Below are 15,442 nucleotides of genomic sequence, written 5' to 3' on the forward strand. Positions count from 1 at the left end.
GTAATGCCACGGGTAACAGAGCGCGACCACGCTCCCCCCTACCGCGTCGGGGGACCAACACCGTGACCAGCCGATGGGACCATCGCCATGACGAACAGAACCTCCCGCGCCCACCGCCCTCGACGGCTCGCAGCCGTCGCCGTGGTGGCGTCCACGCTGGCACTTACCGCAGCGTGCTCATCCGCGGACGACGTCTCGTCCGCCGCCGCACCCGCCGCCTCGTCCGGGGCGGATCCGCTCAAGCTCGTCGGCATCCTGACCGTGTCCGCGCCATCCGTCGGGTTCCCCGACCAGGCCGCGGCGATCGAGGCCGCCGTGTCCGCGGTGAACGACTCCGGCGGCATCGCCGGTCGCAAGGTCGAGCTGACGGTCTGCAACGACCAGGCCGACCCCAACGTGAGCGCGAAGTGCGCTCAGGAGGCGGTCGCCCAGGGCGCCATCGCCGTGATCGGCGGCCTGTCCGTCGGCGGCAGCGGCATGGTGCCGGTGCTCGAACAGGCCGGCATCCCACTGCTCAGCCACCCGATCAACCCGCTGGAGTTCACCAGCGCGGCCTCCTGGCCGATCCCCGGCGGCACGCCGGTGTCGTTCAGCGGGGCCGCGATCGGGCTGGTCAAGACCTACGGCTGCAAGAAGGTCGACGCGATCACGCAGTCGCTGCCGTCCTCGATCGCCTCGGCCGACTTCGCCGACGCCGGGCTGAAGTCGCTCGGCATGAAGCTGAACGCGAAGATCGCGGTGCCGACCACCAACGCCGACTACGGGGCCCCGGTCGCCCAGGTCGTGTCGAACGGCGCCGACTGCGTGGTCATCGCGCTCCCGCCGGGCGAGGCCGGCAAGGCCATCGCGGCGCTGGGCGCCGGCGCGCCGGGCGTGAAGGCCGGGCTCGCCGCCGCGTCGCTCACCCAGGCGCTGATCGACCAGGTGGGCAAGGCCGCCGAGGGCGTGCTGCTGTCCGACTCGTTCCTGCCGGTGAACAGCGACGAGGCGGGCATGGTCGCCTTCCGTGACGCGATGACGAAGTACCAGCCGGACGCGAAGCCGACCTCGGCGGGCGTGGTCGTGTGGTCGGCGGTGGCGGCGGTGAAGGCGGCCGCCGAATCCGTCCAGGGCCCCATCGACGCCAAGGCCGTGCAGCAGGCGCTGGGCACGCTCAGCTCCGTCGAGACGGGCGTCGGACCGGCTCTCGACCTCACCACGCCGCTCGGCATCAAGGACTTCAGCCGGATCCTCAACACCAACGTCGTCACCTACACGGTCAAGGACGGCACCTACGGTCCGGCCGCGGAGCCGTTCAGCGTGCTCGACGCCGTCAAGGAGAACGGGTGATCCAGACCGGGGACCGGGCGGGAGCCGCATCCCGCCCGGTGGCCGGGCCGATCCTCGAGGCGGCCGGCCTCGAGGTCGGCTACGGCCACCTCCCCGTGCTGAAAGGGCTGTCGGTGGCGGTGCGTCCGGGCGAGATCGTCGCGCTGCTGGGCGCGAACGGCGCCGGCAAGACCACGACCCTGCTGGCGCTGGCCGGGGTCCTGACCCCGATCTCCGGCTCGGTCCTGCTCGACGGCCGGCCCGCGCCGGAGGGGCTGCATCGCAGGGCGGACGCCGGGGTGGCGCTGATCTGCGAGGACCGCTCGGTCTTCATGGGCCTCACCTGCCGGGAGAACCTCCGGCTCGGCCGCGGCGGCGTCGAGGAGAGCCTGGCGCTGATGCCCGAGCTGGAGCCGCTGCTGGACCGCAAGGTGGGACTGATGTCGGGTGGCGAGCAGCAGATGCTCACCCTGGCCCGCGCGCTGGCCGGCTCGCCGAAGGTGCTGCTGGCCGACGAGCTGACCCTCGGCCTGGCCCCGCTCATCGTGGCCCGGCTGCTCACCCGGCTGCGCGCCGCCGCCGACCGAGGCGTCGGCGTGCTCATCGTCGAGGAGCGGGTCCAGCGCGCCCTCCAGGTGGCCGACCGCGTCTGCGTGCTGCGGCGGGGAGAGATCGTGATCGAGGGCACGGCCGCCGAGATGGGATCGCGACTGGCCGAGATCGAGGCCAGCTATCTGTCGGCCTCGGCCGACGAACCCGTGGCCGACGAACCCGTGGCCGACGAACCCGTGGCCGACGAACCCGTGGCCGACGAACCCGTGGCCGACGAACCTGCGGCCGACGACCCCACGGCCCCGATCGGAGGCCACGGACCATGAACGGCGCCATCCAGCTCGCGCTGGTCGGGATGTCCTCGGGCTCGCTCCTGGCGCTGACCGCGCTCGGCATCGTGATCGCCTATCGCGGGTCCGGGATCATCAACTTCTCCCACGGCATCGTCGGGACCGTGGCGGCGTTCGCCTACTGGGAGCTCAACGCGGGCCAGGGGCTCTCGCCCGTGCTCGCGGTGCCCGGCGTGCTGCTCGCCGCCGCGCTGTGCGGCTATCTGACCTACCGGCTGGCGATCCAGCGCATGGCGCGCACGTCGACGCTGAGCCGCACCTGCGTCTCGCTGATCGTGCTCGTCGTCGTGCAGTCGGCGCTGACCTTGAGGTACGGCGCGGAGGAGCGCATCGTCCAGCCCCTCTTCCCCACCGATCCGGTGTCGCTGTTCGGGATCCACCTGGGCCAGGACCGGATCATCACCTTCCTCATCGCCACCGTGCTCGTCGCCCTGCTCACCGCCGCCTACGGCCGGACCCGCTTCGGGCTGGCCACCTCGGCGCAGGCGGAGAACCCGATCGCGTCGGCGGCGCTGGGCATCTCCCCGGTCCGGATCGCGACCACCAACTGGGTGGTCGGCTCGGTGTTCGCCGGTGTCGCCGGTGTCCTGCTCGCCCCGATCGTCGGGGTGCAGATCGTCACGCTGACCCACCTGATCGTCCCGGCGCTCGCCGCCGCGCTGATCGGCGGGCTGCGCTCGTTCCCGCTGACGTACCTGGGCGCCCTGCTCATCGGGGTGACGCAGGCCGAGGTGACCCGCTACGTGGCCACGCCCGGCTGGGCGGACGCGGTGCCGTTCCTGCTGATCGTGCTGGTGATGGTGTGGCGCGGCGGGGGCGAGCGGATCCGCACGGCCATCGTCGAGCGGCGGCCGAAGGTCGGCGACGGTCACCTCCGCCCGCTCGTCCTCCTCACGCTCGTCGGCGGCTCCATCGTGCTGCTCACGGCGGTGTTCGACCTGTCGTACGTCACGGCGATGACGATCACCTGCACGTACGGGATCATCCTGCTGTCCAGCGTCGTCATCACCGGTTACACCGGGCAGCTGTCGCTCAGCCAGTTCAGCTTCGCCGGCATCGGCGCGGTGATCACCGGGTTGCTGCTGACCCGCACCGGGATGCCGTTCCTGCCGGCGATCGCGCTCAGCCTGGTCGCGACCTTCGTCGTCGGCGCGCTGCTCGGCGTGCCGCTGCTGCGCACCCGTGGCGTGAACTTCGCGGTGGCCACGCTCGGCTCCGCCGTGGCGATCCAGGGCGTGCTGCTGCAGAACCCGACGTACTCGGGCGCCTACGTACCCCTGCCGAACCCGCTGACGGTGTTCGGCTGGCGGGTCGACTCGCTCGCCCATCCCGAGCGGTGGGCGATCGTGTGCCTGGTCGCGTTCGTGCTGGCCGGTCTCGTGGTCGCCAACGTCCGGCGCGGTCGCGTCGGACGCCGCATGATCGCGGTCCGCACCAACGAGCGGGCGGCCGAGTCCGTCGGGCTGAACCCGTGGCGGGTCCGCCTCTACGCGTTCGCCCTCTCGGCGGCGATCGCCGCGCTGGGCGGAATCCTCGTGGTGTTCCGGCAGCCGACCATGGTGTTCGAGCGGGGCTTCGCGGCCTTCGACTCGATCCTGGGGCTCTCCCAGGTCGTCCTGGGCGGCATCGGTTACATCGCCGGCCCGTTCCTCGGCGTGCTCGGGCATCCCGGCGGGTTCATCTCCACGCTGCTCGACTCGGACAGCGCGACGACGCCGCTGTGGATCGCCCTCGTGGGCGGCGTGCTGTCCATCTGGTACCTGCAGGCGCGGCCGGACGGGGCCGCGGAGGGCCTCGGCCGGCACCTCCACCTGCCGCGCCGGTCCCGCCGGGCCCCGGTGACGGCCACGACGGCCCCGGCCGGCCGGGTGCCCGAACGGGTGCTGCGGGGTCAGGGGCTGACGGTCGCCTTCGGCGGGGTGGTCGCGGTCGACGACACCTCGCTGGACGTCGGGCCGGGTGAGATCGTCGGCCTCATCGGGCCGAACGGCGCGGGCAAGACGACCCTGATCGACGCGGTCACCGGCGCGACCAGGCCGAAGGCCGGCACGGTCACGCTCGGCGACAAGCCGATCGGGTCCATGCGGATGTACCGCCGGGTCCGCGAAGGGATCGGCCGGTCGTTCCAGAGCCTCGAACTCTTCGACGACATGACCGTGGCCGACAACCTCAAGGCGTCGGTCGACGCGCGGTCCGGCAGCGCCTACGTGACCGACCTGGTCTGGCCGCGCCAGACCGCCTTCACCGCGGGAGCGCTCGCCGCCGTCGAGCTGTTCGAGCTCGGCCCCGACCTCGACCGGCTGCCCACCGAGCTGCCGTACGGCCGGCGAAGGCTCGTCGGCATCGCCCGCGCGGTGGCCGCCGAGCCGTCCATCCTCTGCCTCGACGAGCCGGCGGCCGGGTTGAGCTCGACCGAGTCGGCCGAGCTGGGCGTGCTGCTCCGGCGGCTCGCCGACGAGCGCGGCATGGGCGTGCTGGTCGTCGAGCACGACATGGAGCTGGTCATGCGGGTGTGCGACCGGGTGATCGTGATGGAACGCGGGCGGGTCATCGCCGAGGGGACACCGGGCGACGTGCGCCGGGACCCCCGGGTCATCGCGGCGTACCTCGGCGACGAGTCCTCGGACGCCGAATCGCGGGAGGCCGCACCCCAGGTGACCGAGCCGCACGGCGCCGAGTCGCACGAGGTCGAGTCGCACGAGGTCGAGCCGCACGAGGTCGAGCCGCAGTCCGTCGAAGCGCGGAACGAGAGCGTGCGGAAGAGAGAGGAAGTCGAGTGATGAGGTCCGACGATCGGATCGAGAAGGCGCTCGCCCGCGCCGTCGAGTTGGGCGAGGTCGGCGTGCAGGTCGCCGCCTACCTCGGTGACGAGCTCATCGTCGACGCGTGGACCGGCGTCGCCGACCCGCGCGACGGCCGGCCGGTCGACGGCGACACCCTGTTCCCCGTGTTCTCGGTGAGCAAGGCGCTGCTCGCGACGGCGATCCAGCTCCAGTGCGAACGGGGGCTCGTGGACCTGGACGAGCCGATCGCGACGTACTGGCCGGAGTACGGGCAGCGCGGCAAGGAGCGCATCACCGTCCGCCACGTGCTCACGCACCGCGCCGGTGTGCCGCACATGCCGCCGGACCTGGACGCCGCCGGACTGGCGGACTGGGACGCGATCACCTCCTGGCTCGCGGGCGTCGAACCGCTGCACCCGCCGGGCGAACGCTCCATGTACCACTCGATCAGCTTCGGGCACATCCTCGGTGAGGTCGTCCGCCGCACCGACCCGGAGCACCGCCCGTACGACCGGTTCCTGCGCGAGGAGCTGTGCCTGCCGATCGGCGCCGAGGACGTCTGGGACGTGCTCCCGGCGGAGCACGAGCCTCGGGTCGCCCGGCTGACCTGGGGGCCGAACCCGCCGAAGCGCGCTCCGATGACCGGGGTGCCGCTGCTGTCGATGCCGCCGGAGATCCGTCCGGACGCCGACCGCTGGAACGACCCCCGGTTCCGGTCGTCGTCGGTCCCGGCGGCCGGCGCGGTGATGTCGGCCCGGGCCGGCGCGCGGTTCTTCAGCCTGCTCGCGAACCGCGGCGAACTCGGCGGCCGCCGCTACCTCTCGGCCGGCCGCCTGCTCGCCCTGACCTGGCCACGGCCGAACGCGGGCGAGTTCGACGAGGTCTACCAGGCGCCCACCTGGATCGGCACCGGCGGCTTCTGGCTGGGCGGCGAGTCCCCGCCGGCCGACCCGCTGCTCGGCCGGTCGACCCAGGTGCTCGCCCATGCCGGGGTGGGCGGATCGATGGGATGGGCCGACCTCGCGAGCGGGCTGGCCGTCGTCATCACCCACAACCGGATGTTCCTCGGCGCCGCGCCGGGCGCCGAACCGTTCGTCCCGCTGGCCGACGCCGTGCGCGCGGTCGCGGGCGTGGAGTGAGGAGTGACCGCGATGGAGTATCGGCCGTTCGGGCGGACCGGCGTGCGGGTGAGCGCCCTGGGCCTCGGGTGCTGGATGTTCGGCGACCGGGCCAACGAGGCCGAGTCGGCCCGGATCATCGACCGGGCGCTCGACCTCGGCGTCAACTTCTTCGACACGGCCAACAACTACGGCGGAGCCCCCGGGCGCAGTGAGTCGGTCGTGGGGGCCAACCTGGCGAGGTCGTCCCGGCGTGACCGGGTGGTGATCAACACCAAGGCGTACATGCCGGTCGATCCCGACGACCCCAACGGGTGGGGCGTGAGCCGCCGCCATCTGATCCGCCAGTGCGAGGAGAGCCTGCGGCGGCTGCAGACGGACCATGTCGACGTGTTCACGCTGCACCGGTTCGACCCCGGCACGCCGGTCGACGAGCCGTTGCGCGCCCTGGACGACCTGGTGCGCGCGGGCAAGGTCCGCTACCTGGGGGTGAGCACGTCCGCCGCGTGGGAGGTCGTCGAGTCGCTGTGGGTGGCCAAGGAGTTCGGGCTCAACCGGATCGTGGCCGAGACGCCGCCGTACAACATCCTCGACCGGCGGGTCGAGCGTGAGCTGCTGCCGATGGCCGCGACGTTCGGGCTCGCGGTCAACCCGTGGGCGCCGCTCGGCGGAGGGGTGCTCACGGGGCAGTACCGGCGCGGCGAGCCGCCACCCGAGGGCAGCAGGTACGGCGCGGGCGGCGTGCTCGCGGGCTTCGCCGGTGACAGGTTCAGCGACGCCGTGTTCGACGTGCTCGACGTGCTGCGGGAGATCGCGGCGCGGCACGGCGTGACCGTGGCCCAGCTGGCCTACTCCTGGGTGGTGCGGCAGCCCGGCGTGACGAGCGCGCTGTGCGGGCCGGAGCGGCTGGCCGACCTCGACTCGTGCGCGGAGTCGCTGGCGATCGAGTGGACCGCCGAGGACCTGGCCGCGATCGACGCGGTGGCCCCGCCCGGTGACAAGGTCGCCGGTTGGTACGAAGCGCTCGGTGGCCCACGTTTCCGCCCACACCCGGACAGAGTCTGACCGGCCCCGCCACACCCGGACAGAGTCTGACCGGCCCCGCCACACCCGGACAGAGTCTGACCGGCCCCGCCACATCCGGAGAGAGTTCGACCGGTCCGGCCCCATCCGCGCGGCGGGTCCGGACCGGTCGTTCCGGCGGACGGCGACGCGAGCGGCCCGGGATCACCTGGCCGCTCGCGTCGTGTCCGGTCTCTCGCCGGAGGTCAAGAGGTCCCGTCAGGCGCGGGCGAGGGCGGGGATCGACAGGTCGAACAGGTCGATCGCGTTGTCGTGGGTGATCGCCGCCACCGTGGCCTCGTCGACGCCCTGGAAGTCGTGCGCGACCTGCTCCTGGGCGAACGGGAAGTTGCCCTCGGTGTGCGGGTAGTCGCCGGCCCACATGAGGCGCTTCTCGTCGAGCATGGGCAGGGTGAGGATCCCGGGACGGTCGTCCTCGAAGGTGGCCCAGAACTGGCGGTTGAAATAGTCGCTGGGCTTGAGGGCCAGCTCGGGGACGGTCCAGCGGTGGTGGTCGGTGAACATGTGGTCCATGGTGTTGAGCTGGAAGGCGATCCAGCCGATGCCGCCCTCGACCAGGATGAACCGCAGCCCGGGGTGGCGCTCGGGGACGGCCCCGTAGACCAGTTGCATGAACACCCAGCCCAGGCTGATCTTGTTGCCGATGGCCGTCGTCCAGAACACGCCGGGAGTGGTCTTGTCGTTGAACATGGCCACCTGGCCTGCGGCCTGGTGGAACCCGACGGGCAGCCCGATCTCCTCCAGCGCCGCCCACAGGGGCTCGAAGTGCTCGTCGCCCCACGCCTTGCCGGGGACCGACTGCGGCAGCAGGAAGGTCTTGGCGCCGCGCGCGGCCCACTTCCGCGCCTCCTCGATGGCGGGCTCGATCGGGCCGTCGCCGACGGGGAGCGCGGCGGCGCCGACGAGCCGGACCGGGTCGTGGGCGCAGAACTCCTCGAACAGCCAGTCGTTGTACGCGCGGACGCAGGCGACCTTGAGGTCGAAGTCGGGGATGCTGTGCACGATCAGCCAGCCGGGGTAGACGATCTCGGCCCGGATGCCCTGGCTGTCCTGGTCGATCAGGCGGGCGGCGGGGTCGTAGGCGCCGGGGCGCTGGTCCTCGAAGCGGTAGCCGGTGGCTCGGGTGATCACACCGTTGATCTTCGTGTTGATCATGGCGCCCTCGGTGCCGACCGGCTTCGGCGGCATACCGGTGTTGGGGACCACGAAGTAGTCGCCCTTGTCGGTGGACTGGACCTGGGGCGCCTGGTGCTGGAAGCGCTGCGGCAGCCGCTTGAGCCAGAGGTCCTTGGGCTCCACGACGTGGGAGTCGACCGAGATGAGGGGGCGGGGGTTACCGGTTGACATGATGTAGCACTCTCCATGGTTGGTCTTGCCACGTGAGGGTGGCCGTGTGGAGGTCGTGGGCGGATCTGAGCGGCCCCTGTGCGAGCACGGTAGGCACCCGCCGTTAAACCGGTCGTTATCCAGCGGTCGCGCCGAGCCGGTCGGCCAGCCAGCGGTTGATCTCGGGCACCGCGATCGACAGGTTGTCCATCTGGCAGTGCTGCGCGCCGCCCTCCGCACCGGTGAAGATCCGCAGCGTCTTGTCCGCCGAGCCGCAGGCGTCGAAGAGCAGATGGGCGTCCGACACGGGGACCTGCTGGTCGTCCTCCCCGTGCACCAGCAGGAACGAGGACCGCATCTTCGGCACCACCTCGGCGAGCCGGAATCCCTCCAGCACCTCCAGCGCCTCCGCCGTGGACGTGGTGCCCGTGGACCAGACGAGGTGGTCGCCGGGGACCGGCAACTGCTTGGCGAACGCGGCCTCGATGCGTTCGCGCCAGATGCGGTGGTAGTCCCAGATCGCTCCCCAGGCGACGCACGCCTTGAACCTCGGCTCCATGCTGGCGCTGCGCGAGGCGTAGTAGCCGCCGAGGCTCAGGGCCATCACGCCGATCCGGTCCGGGTCCACGTCCGGCCGGGTCTCCAGCCAGTCGACGGCGGCGCCGCCGGCCACCTCGTAGTCGTGCCGCAGCGGGATGCCCCGGAAGCGGATGGCCTCGCCGACGCCCGGGCTGTCCAGCGACAGCACGGAGACGCCCCGGGCGACCAGGTCCTCGATGCCGAGGAACCAGTTGAGCTCCTTGTTGCCGTCGAAGCCGTTCATGAACACCACGACCGGCGCGCGCTCGGCGGGCGAGCTCGTCGCGGAGACGAAGAAGGCGGGCAGCGAACCCGACTCGTACGGCACCTCGACGAACTCGACGCGATACCGGTCGTCGAGCTCGGCGGCCCTGCGGAAGGCGTCCAGCATCGCCCGGTACGTGTCGAGCGCGTCGTCGTCCTTCGGGAAGCGGAACCGTTCGGCCGCGAAGTAGTAGCTCGACGCGCGCCGGTAGTGGGCCACGGCGGCGCGGCGGTCGCCGAGCCCGACGGCCCGCTCGGCGAGGGCGCGGACCTGGTCGCCCATGGCCCGCCACTCGCGGAACCACCGCTCGTCGTCGCCGACGTGACCGGCCAGGCGGCGGCAGATCCGGTCGATCTCACCGACCTCGCCGCCGCCGGTCGGTATCTGGGCGAGCTCGATCATGACGTTGTACGACCACCGGTAGTCGTCGGGGAACTGCGCGTACCATTCGGCGTCGCGGATCGCGGCTACCACTCGTCCTCCTCAGCACTGGGACTACGGACGTCACCCTGGCGACCGCCAGGCGCCGGGTCGGGGGGTGATTGTCGGGGGCCTGCCGGCTCAGAACAGCCGGTAGGCGCTGCGGTAGAACAGCAGCGGCGACGCCCGCTGGTCGAGGGCGAGGTCGAGCACGCGGCCGATCACCAGGGTGTGGTCGCCGGCCTCGTGGGTGTCGACGATCTCGCATTCGAGGTGCGCGTGCACGGCGGTCAGCACGGGCGCGCCGGTGATGCCCGGAGTGTGGGAGACGCCGGCGAAGCGGTCGCCCTTGCGGGCGAAGCCGCGGGCCAGCTCCTCCTGGTCGGCCGACAGCACGTTGGCGCAGAAGTGCCCGGCCGCGAGGATCGAGGGCCAGGTGGTCGAGCCGTTCCCCGCGCAGAACAGCACCAGCGGCGGGTCCAGCGACACCGAGACGAACGAGTTGACCGCCATGCCGACCGGGCCGCCCTCTGGCGGGGCCGCGGTGACCACGACGACCCCGGTCGCGAAGCAGGCCATCGCGCCGCGCAGGTCGTCGCCCGCGATCGCCCGGAGCGCGCTCATGCGACCACCCGGTCCGCGTAGCGCGCGCGGTGCTGGTCGGGGTCGCCGAACAGCAGCGCCGACGACGTGGCCCGCTTGAAGTACAGGTGCGCCGGATGCTCCCAGGTGAAGCCGATGCCGCCGTGGATGTGGATGTTCTCGCCCGCCACCAGCGTGTACGCCTCGGAGCAGTACGACTTGGCCAGGCTCGCGATGGCCGGCAGTTGCGGCAGGTCCGACGCGGCGGCGTACAGCCCGTAGTGGGCGGCGGACCGGGCCGACTCCACCGCCATCAGCAGGTCGGCGCACTTGTGCTTGATCGCCTGGAACGACCCGATCAGCCGCCCGAACTGGGTGCGGACCTTCGCGTACTCGACGGACATCTCCAGGCACCGCTGGGCCCCGCCGAGCTGTTCGGCGGCCAGGGCGACCGCCGCCAGGTCGAGCAGCCGTTCCAGCACCGGCCCCGCGCCGCCCTCGGCGCCGATCAACCGGGCCGGGGTGCCGTCGAGCTCCAGGACCGCCTGCTTGCGCGTCTGGTCCATGGTCGGCAGCGGCGTCCGGGTCAGCCGCGAGGCGTCGGCGGAGACCGCGAACAGCGAGATGCCGGCGGCGCTCCGGGCGAAGACGAGCAGCAGGTCCGCCACCTGGCCGTCGAAGACGAACGACTTGGTCCCCGACACCCTCCAGATGCCGTCCCCGGCCGCCGCCCGCGTGGCGAGGTCGTCGGCCCGCCAGGAGCCGGAGCTCTCGGTGACGGCCACCGTGGCGATGGTGTCGCCCGCGGCGATCCCCGGGAGGAAGTCCTCCTGGGCCCGCTCGTCGCCGGAGAGCAGCAGCGCGTTGGCGGCGAGCACCGCGGTGGAGAAGAACGGCGAGCACACCAGCGCCCGCCCCATCTCCTCCAGCACCACGCCGAGTTCGAGGAAGGACGCCCCTGAGCCGCCGAACCGCTCGGGGATGGCCAGACCCTGCAGGCCGAGTTGCTCGGCCATCTGCCGCCAGACCGCCGGGTCGTACCCGGTGTCGGTCTCCATGAGGCGGCGGACCTGCGACTCCGGTGAGACGCGCTCGACGAACGACCGCACGCTGTCCCGGAAGTCCTCGTGCTCCTCGGCGAGGCCGGTGAATGCCGCGGTCGCGTCAGCCAGCTGTTGAAGTTCGCTCATGGCCCCGGACCGTACGGCGCGGGTGTGGCGCGCGGCATGAGCGGCCGGAGCCGTAACGACAGCGGTAACTATCCATGCGCGATCGTGCGACCTGGTGCCGGTCTGGGGTCGGCCTGGTGCCGGTCTGGTGCGAGCCGTCGCGAACAAGGAGGAACTTACCGTGGATCTCAGCTTCGACGGTCGCGTTGCCGTCGTCACGGGGGCGGGTGGTGGTCTCGGCCGGGCCCACGCTCTCGAACTCGGCCGCCGTGGCGCGAGGGTGGTCGTCAACGACATGGGCGCCTCGCTGTCCGGTGACGGCGCCGAGCGCGACCGGGCGGCGATCGTGGTCAAGGAGATCGAGGCGCTCGGCGGCACCGCGGTGGCCGACACCCACTCGGTCGCCACCGAGGACGGCGGCCGGGCCGTGATCGAGACCGCCGTCTCCGCGTTCGGCCAGGTCGACATCGTGGTGAACAACGCCGGCATCCTGCGCGACAAGACCTTCCACAACACCGGCCCCGACGATGTGGACCCGGTGCTCGACGTGCACCTCAAGGGGGCCTTCAACGTCACCCGCCCGGCCTGGTCGCTCTTTCGCGACCAGGGGTTCGGCCGGGTCGTGGTGACCTCGTCGTCGGCCGGTTTCTGGGGCAACTTCGGCCAGGCGTCGTACGCGTCGGCCAAGCTCGGGCTGGTCGGGCTGATCAAGGTGCTGGCCATCGAGGGGCGCAAGTACAACATCACCGCCAACGCGATCGGCCCGGTGGCCATGACCCGCATGACCAGCGGCTTCGAGAACCCGCTCGCGGACCACCTGGACCCCGCGCTGGTCTCGGCGGCGGTGGCGTTCCTGTGTCACGACTCGTGCGAGCTGTCCGGCGAGGTGCTCAGCGCGGGCGGCGGGCGCGTGGCCCGCGTCTTCGTCGGCGTCACGCGCGGCTATCTCAACGGTGAGCTGACCGCGGAGGACATCCGCGACCATCTGCCCGAGATCTTCGACGACACCGGTTACCAGGTCCCCGGCAACAGCATGGACGAGATGAACCTGCTCGCCGCGATGCTGGGGAAGTGACATGACGGTTCTGCGTGCCCGCCCGGACCGCATCACCGGCCGCCCCCTGTCGAGGATCCAGATCGGCGAGTGGATCGACATGGCCGCCAGGCGCTCCCCGGGACGGGCCTGCTTCGTCACCGAGTCGGGGTCGCGCAGCTTCGCCGAGGTCCGCGACCGGGTGCACGGCCTGGCTCGCGGGCTGCACCGGATGGGCATGCGGCAGGGCGACCGGGTGGCCGTCCTCGCCACCGACACGCCGGAGTACGTCGAGACGTTCCTCGCCCTGTTCAAGATCGGCGCGATCGCCGTCCCGCTCAACTACCGGCTGTCGCCCGCCGAGATCACGACGTTGCTGCGCACCGCGGAGGCGTCCTGGATCTTCGTCGGCGACCGGTACGCGCCGGACGTGCTGCGGGCGCGGCCGGAGCTGGAGCACCTCGTGCACGTCGTCGGCTACGAGGGCGCCGAGGGCACCGTCTCCTACGACGAGGTCCGCACTCTGGCCGACGGCGGGGAGCTGCCCGCGGCGGTGGTCGAGGATGAGGACGTGATCGCGCTCGCCTTCACCAGCGGCACGACCGGCCTGCCCAAGGGCGTCATGCAGTCGCACCGCATGTGGAAGAACATGTCCTCCAACGCGGTCCTGGAGTATCGCTTCCTGCGGGACGAGTTCCGCTACTCCGCCTCTCCGCTCTACCACGTCGCCGGCCTCGGGCTGGTGCTCAACGCGATCTGCCGGAGCTCGGCGTCGCTGCTGGTCCCCCAGTGGGACCCGGCCCGGCTGCTCTCCTGGTTCCGGCAGGGCCTCACCGACGTGTTCCTCGTGCCGACGATGATCAACTCGCTGCTGCGGCAGCCGGACGTGAGCCCGGCCGACTTCGCGTCCCTGCGCTCGGTCTTCTACGGCGCCGCGCCCATGTCGCCCGACCTGCTCACCAGGGCCATGGCGATCATGGACTGCGACTTCTACAACGGGTTCGGGGCCGGCACCGAGGCGGGCATGCAGACCGTGCTCACCCCCGAGGACCACGTACTCGCGCTCAACGGGCACCCGCACCTGCTGGGCTCGGTGGGCCGCCCCGGCTACAACATCGACCTGCAGATCTGGGACGTCGACGACAACGAGCTGCCGGTGGGCCAGATCGGCGAGATCGTCACGCGCAGCGACATGGTCATGAGCGGTTATCTCGGCCAGCCGGAGAAGACCGCCCAGGCCGTCGTCAACGGCTGGTTCAAGGGCGGTGACCTGGGCTACCTCGACGACGAGGGCTACCTCTACCTGGCCGGCCGCAAGGACGACATGATCATCCGTGGCGGTGAGAACGTCTATCCGATCGAGATCGAGGCGACCCTCTCCGCCTACCCCGGCGTCGTCGAGTGCGCCGTCGTCGGCGTCCCGGACCCGCACTGGGGGGAGACCGTACGGGCGCACGTCGTCATCGCGGAGGGCACCGGCGTGACGGCGGAGGACATCCAGCGGTTCTGCCGCGAGCGCCTGGCGAAGTACAAGGTGCCCGACCAGATCCGAATCCACGGCGACACCCTGCCCAAGAACGCCAGCGGCAAGGTGCTCCACCGTCTGCTGCGGGAGCGAACGTGAGCGAAGAGACCGGACAACACCTGACCGCGGCGGAGCTCGCGTTCCGGGAGGCCGTTACGGCGTTCCTCGACGCGCACGCCAAGCCGATCGCCGAGTGGGAGGCCGGCTGGGGCAACGGCCCGGACGAGCTGAGCGCGGGCGCCGAGCCGACCCGCGAGGAGGAGCTGCGGATGGTCGAGGCCGCCGCGGCCTTCCGTCGCGAGCTCTTCGACGCCGGGTTCGGCTGGCTGACCGGCCCGCCGGAGTTCGGCGGCGGCGGCCTGGACCCGCGCTACCAGGAGCTGTTCGACGAGGTCGCGCAGGCGTACGAGCTCCCCTCCGAAGCGTGCTTCGTGGTCGGCCATCACATCGTCGCGCCGACGCTGCTCGCGTGGGGCACGCCGGAGGTCAAGGAGAAGTACCTCCGCGCGCTCTACCGGGCGGACCTGTTCGCCTGCCAGCTCTTCTCCGAGCCCGAGGCGGGCTCCGACCTGGCCGGCGTCAAGAGCCGGGCGGTACGCGACGGCGACGGCTGGCGGGTGACCGGCCAGAAGGTGTGGACGTCGGGCGGCCACTTCAGCGACATCGGCGAGATGCTGGTCCGCACCGATCCCGGCGCCTCGAAGCACGCCGGGCTGACCATGCTGATGATCGACATGCACGCCCCCGGCGTCGAGATCCGCCCGCTGCGTCAGATGACCGGCGGCGAGGCGTTCAACGAGGTGTTCGTGGACGACGTGTTCGTCCACGACAGCCATGTGCTCGGCAAGCCGGGCGACGGCTGGAAGGTGGCGATGACCACGCTCGGCAACGAGCGGGTGTCCATGGGCTACCGCACCGCGCCGCCCACGTCCGACCCGGTCGAGCGGCTGCTCGCCATGATCGGGCACTTCGGCCTGGGCGACGACCCGCAGATCCGCCAGGACTTCGCGAGGATCGCGATGCGCCGCGACGTCATCCGGTGGACGGCCGCGCGCGCCGCGGCCGCCCTGGCCGCCGGCGGCGAGCCCGGCGCCGAGTCCTCGATCCTCAAGCTGATGGACTCGGAGAACCTGCGCGCCATCGGCACGCTCGCGGGCCGGATCCTCGGCGCGCGGATGACCGCCGACACCGGCGAGTGGGGCACCTACGTCTGGGCCGAGCTGGTGCTCAGCGCGCCCTCACGGCGGATCGCCGGCGGCACCGACGAGATCATGCGCAACATCATGGCCGAGCGCATCCTCGGCCTCCCCCGCGAGTCGGCGCCCAACCGCTGACCGCCCCGCCTCACC

12 protein-coding genes are annotated in these 15,442 nt (G+C 71.8%); 8 read left to right on the top strand and 4 right to left on the bottom strand.

Features of this window, described 5'->3' with window-relative positions:
• The first annotated feature begins 87 nt into the window (after window positions 1-87).
• Genes AC5L3X_RS01010 through AC5L3X_RS01030 form a run of 5 tightly spaced genes read left to right on the top strand, consistent with a single transcriptional unit; the run spans window position 88 to window position 7,176 of the window.
• Window positions 88-1,329 carry an ABC transporter substrate-binding protein gene (locus tag AC5L3X_RS01010; protein ID WP_494854418.1) on the top strand — a complete coding sequence of 414 codons (1,242 nt, stop codon included), beginning with the start codon at window positions 88-90 and terminating at the stop codon, window positions 1,327-1,329.
• Entirely contained in the window at window positions 1,326-2,186 is an 861-nt protein-coding gene (locus AC5L3X_RS01015; protein WP_494854419.1) for an ABC transporter ATP-binding protein, read from the top strand. Before AC5L3X_RS01010 ends, AC5L3X_RS01015 begins: the two co-directional genes overlap by 4 nt.
• Complete coding sequence (locus AC5L3X_RS01020; protein ID WP_494854421.1) at window positions 2,183-4,990, top strand: ABC transporter permease subunit; 2,808 nt, start codon at window positions 2,183-2,185, stop codon at window positions 4,988-4,990. Before AC5L3X_RS01015 ends, AC5L3X_RS01020 begins: the two co-directional genes overlap by 4 nt.
• The gene (locus tag AC5L3X_RS01025; protein ID WP_494854423.1) at window positions 4,990-6,132 is read left to right on the top strand and encodes a serine hydrolase domain-containing protein; all 1,143 of its coding nucleotides are present in this window, start codon (window positions 4,990-4,992) and stop codon (window positions 6,130-6,132) included. Before AC5L3X_RS01020 ends, AC5L3X_RS01025 begins: the two co-directional genes overlap by 1 nt.
• A gap of 12 nt (window positions 6,133-6,144) precedes the next feature.
• Window positions 6,145-7,176 carry an aldo/keto reductase gene (locus AC5L3X_RS01030; protein ID WP_494854424.1) on the top strand — a complete coding sequence of 344 codons (1,032 nt, stop codon included), beginning with the start codon at window positions 6,145-6,147 and terminating at the stop codon, window positions 7,174-7,176.
• Window positions 7,177-7,392: 216 nt separating this feature from the next.
• Here the strand turns inward: AC5L3X_RS01030 and AC5L3X_RS01035 are convergent, their stop codons facing one another.
• From AC5L3X_RS01035 to AC5L3X_RS01050, 4 genes are all read right to left on the bottom strand, one after another.
• Window positions 7,393-8,541 carry an amidohydrolase family protein gene (locus AC5L3X_RS01035; RefSeq protein WP_494854426.1) on the bottom strand — a complete coding sequence of 383 codons (1,149 nt, stop codon included), beginning with the start codon at window positions 8,539-8,541 and terminating at the stop codon, window positions 7,393-7,395.
• 115 nt (window positions 8,542-8,656) lie between these two features.
• Window positions 8,657-9,838, bottom strand: coding sequence for an alpha/beta hydrolase family protein (locus AC5L3X_RS01040; RefSeq protein WP_494854427.1), 1,182 nt, complete (start codon window positions 9,836-9,838; stop codon window positions 8,657-8,659).
• Between the two features lie 87 nt (window positions 9,839-9,925).
• Window positions 9,926-10,408 (bottom strand): flavin reductase family protein, encoded by a 483-nt coding sequence (locus tag AC5L3X_RS01045; protein ID WP_494854429.1) that lies wholly within the window; start codon window positions 10,406-10,408, stop codon window positions 9,926-9,928.
• On the bottom strand, window positions 10,405-11,556 hold the full coding sequence (locus tag AC5L3X_RS01050) for an acyl-CoA dehydrogenase family protein (RefSeq protein WP_494854431.1): 1,152 nt from the start codon (window positions 11,554-11,556) through the stop codon (window positions 10,405-10,407). The genes AC5L3X_RS01045 and AC5L3X_RS01050 overlap by 4 nt, the downstream gene beginning before the upstream one ends.
• Before the next feature lie 160 nt (window positions 11,557-11,716).
• Here AC5L3X_RS01050 and AC5L3X_RS01055 point away from each other — a divergent pair, with 160 nt between their 5' ends.
• Genes AC5L3X_RS01055 through AC5L3X_RS01065 form a run of 3 tightly spaced genes read left to right on the top strand, consistent with a single transcriptional unit; the run spans window position 11,717 to window position 15,427 of the window.
• Complete coding sequence (locus AC5L3X_RS01055) at window positions 11,717-12,610, top strand: SDR family NAD(P)-dependent oxidoreductase (protein WP_494854433.1); 894 nt, start codon at window positions 11,717-11,719, stop codon at window positions 12,608-12,610.
• Window position 12,611: 1 nt separating this feature from the next.
• Window positions 12,612-14,192, top strand: coding sequence for a class I adenylate-forming enzyme family protein (locus AC5L3X_RS01060; RefSeq protein ID WP_494854434.1), 1,581 nt, complete (start codon window positions 12,612-12,614; stop codon window positions 14,190-14,192).
• Window positions 14,189-15,427, top strand: a complete 1,239-nt coding sequence (locus tag AC5L3X_RS01065; protein ID WP_494854436.1) for an acyl-CoA dehydrogenase family protein — start codon at window positions 14,189-14,191, stop codon at window positions 15,425-15,427. Before AC5L3X_RS01060 ends, AC5L3X_RS01065 begins: the two co-directional genes overlap by 4 nt.
• Window positions 15,428-15,442: the final 15 nt, after the last annotated feature.

Source organism: Nonomuraea sp. CX421, assembly GCF_059358955.1.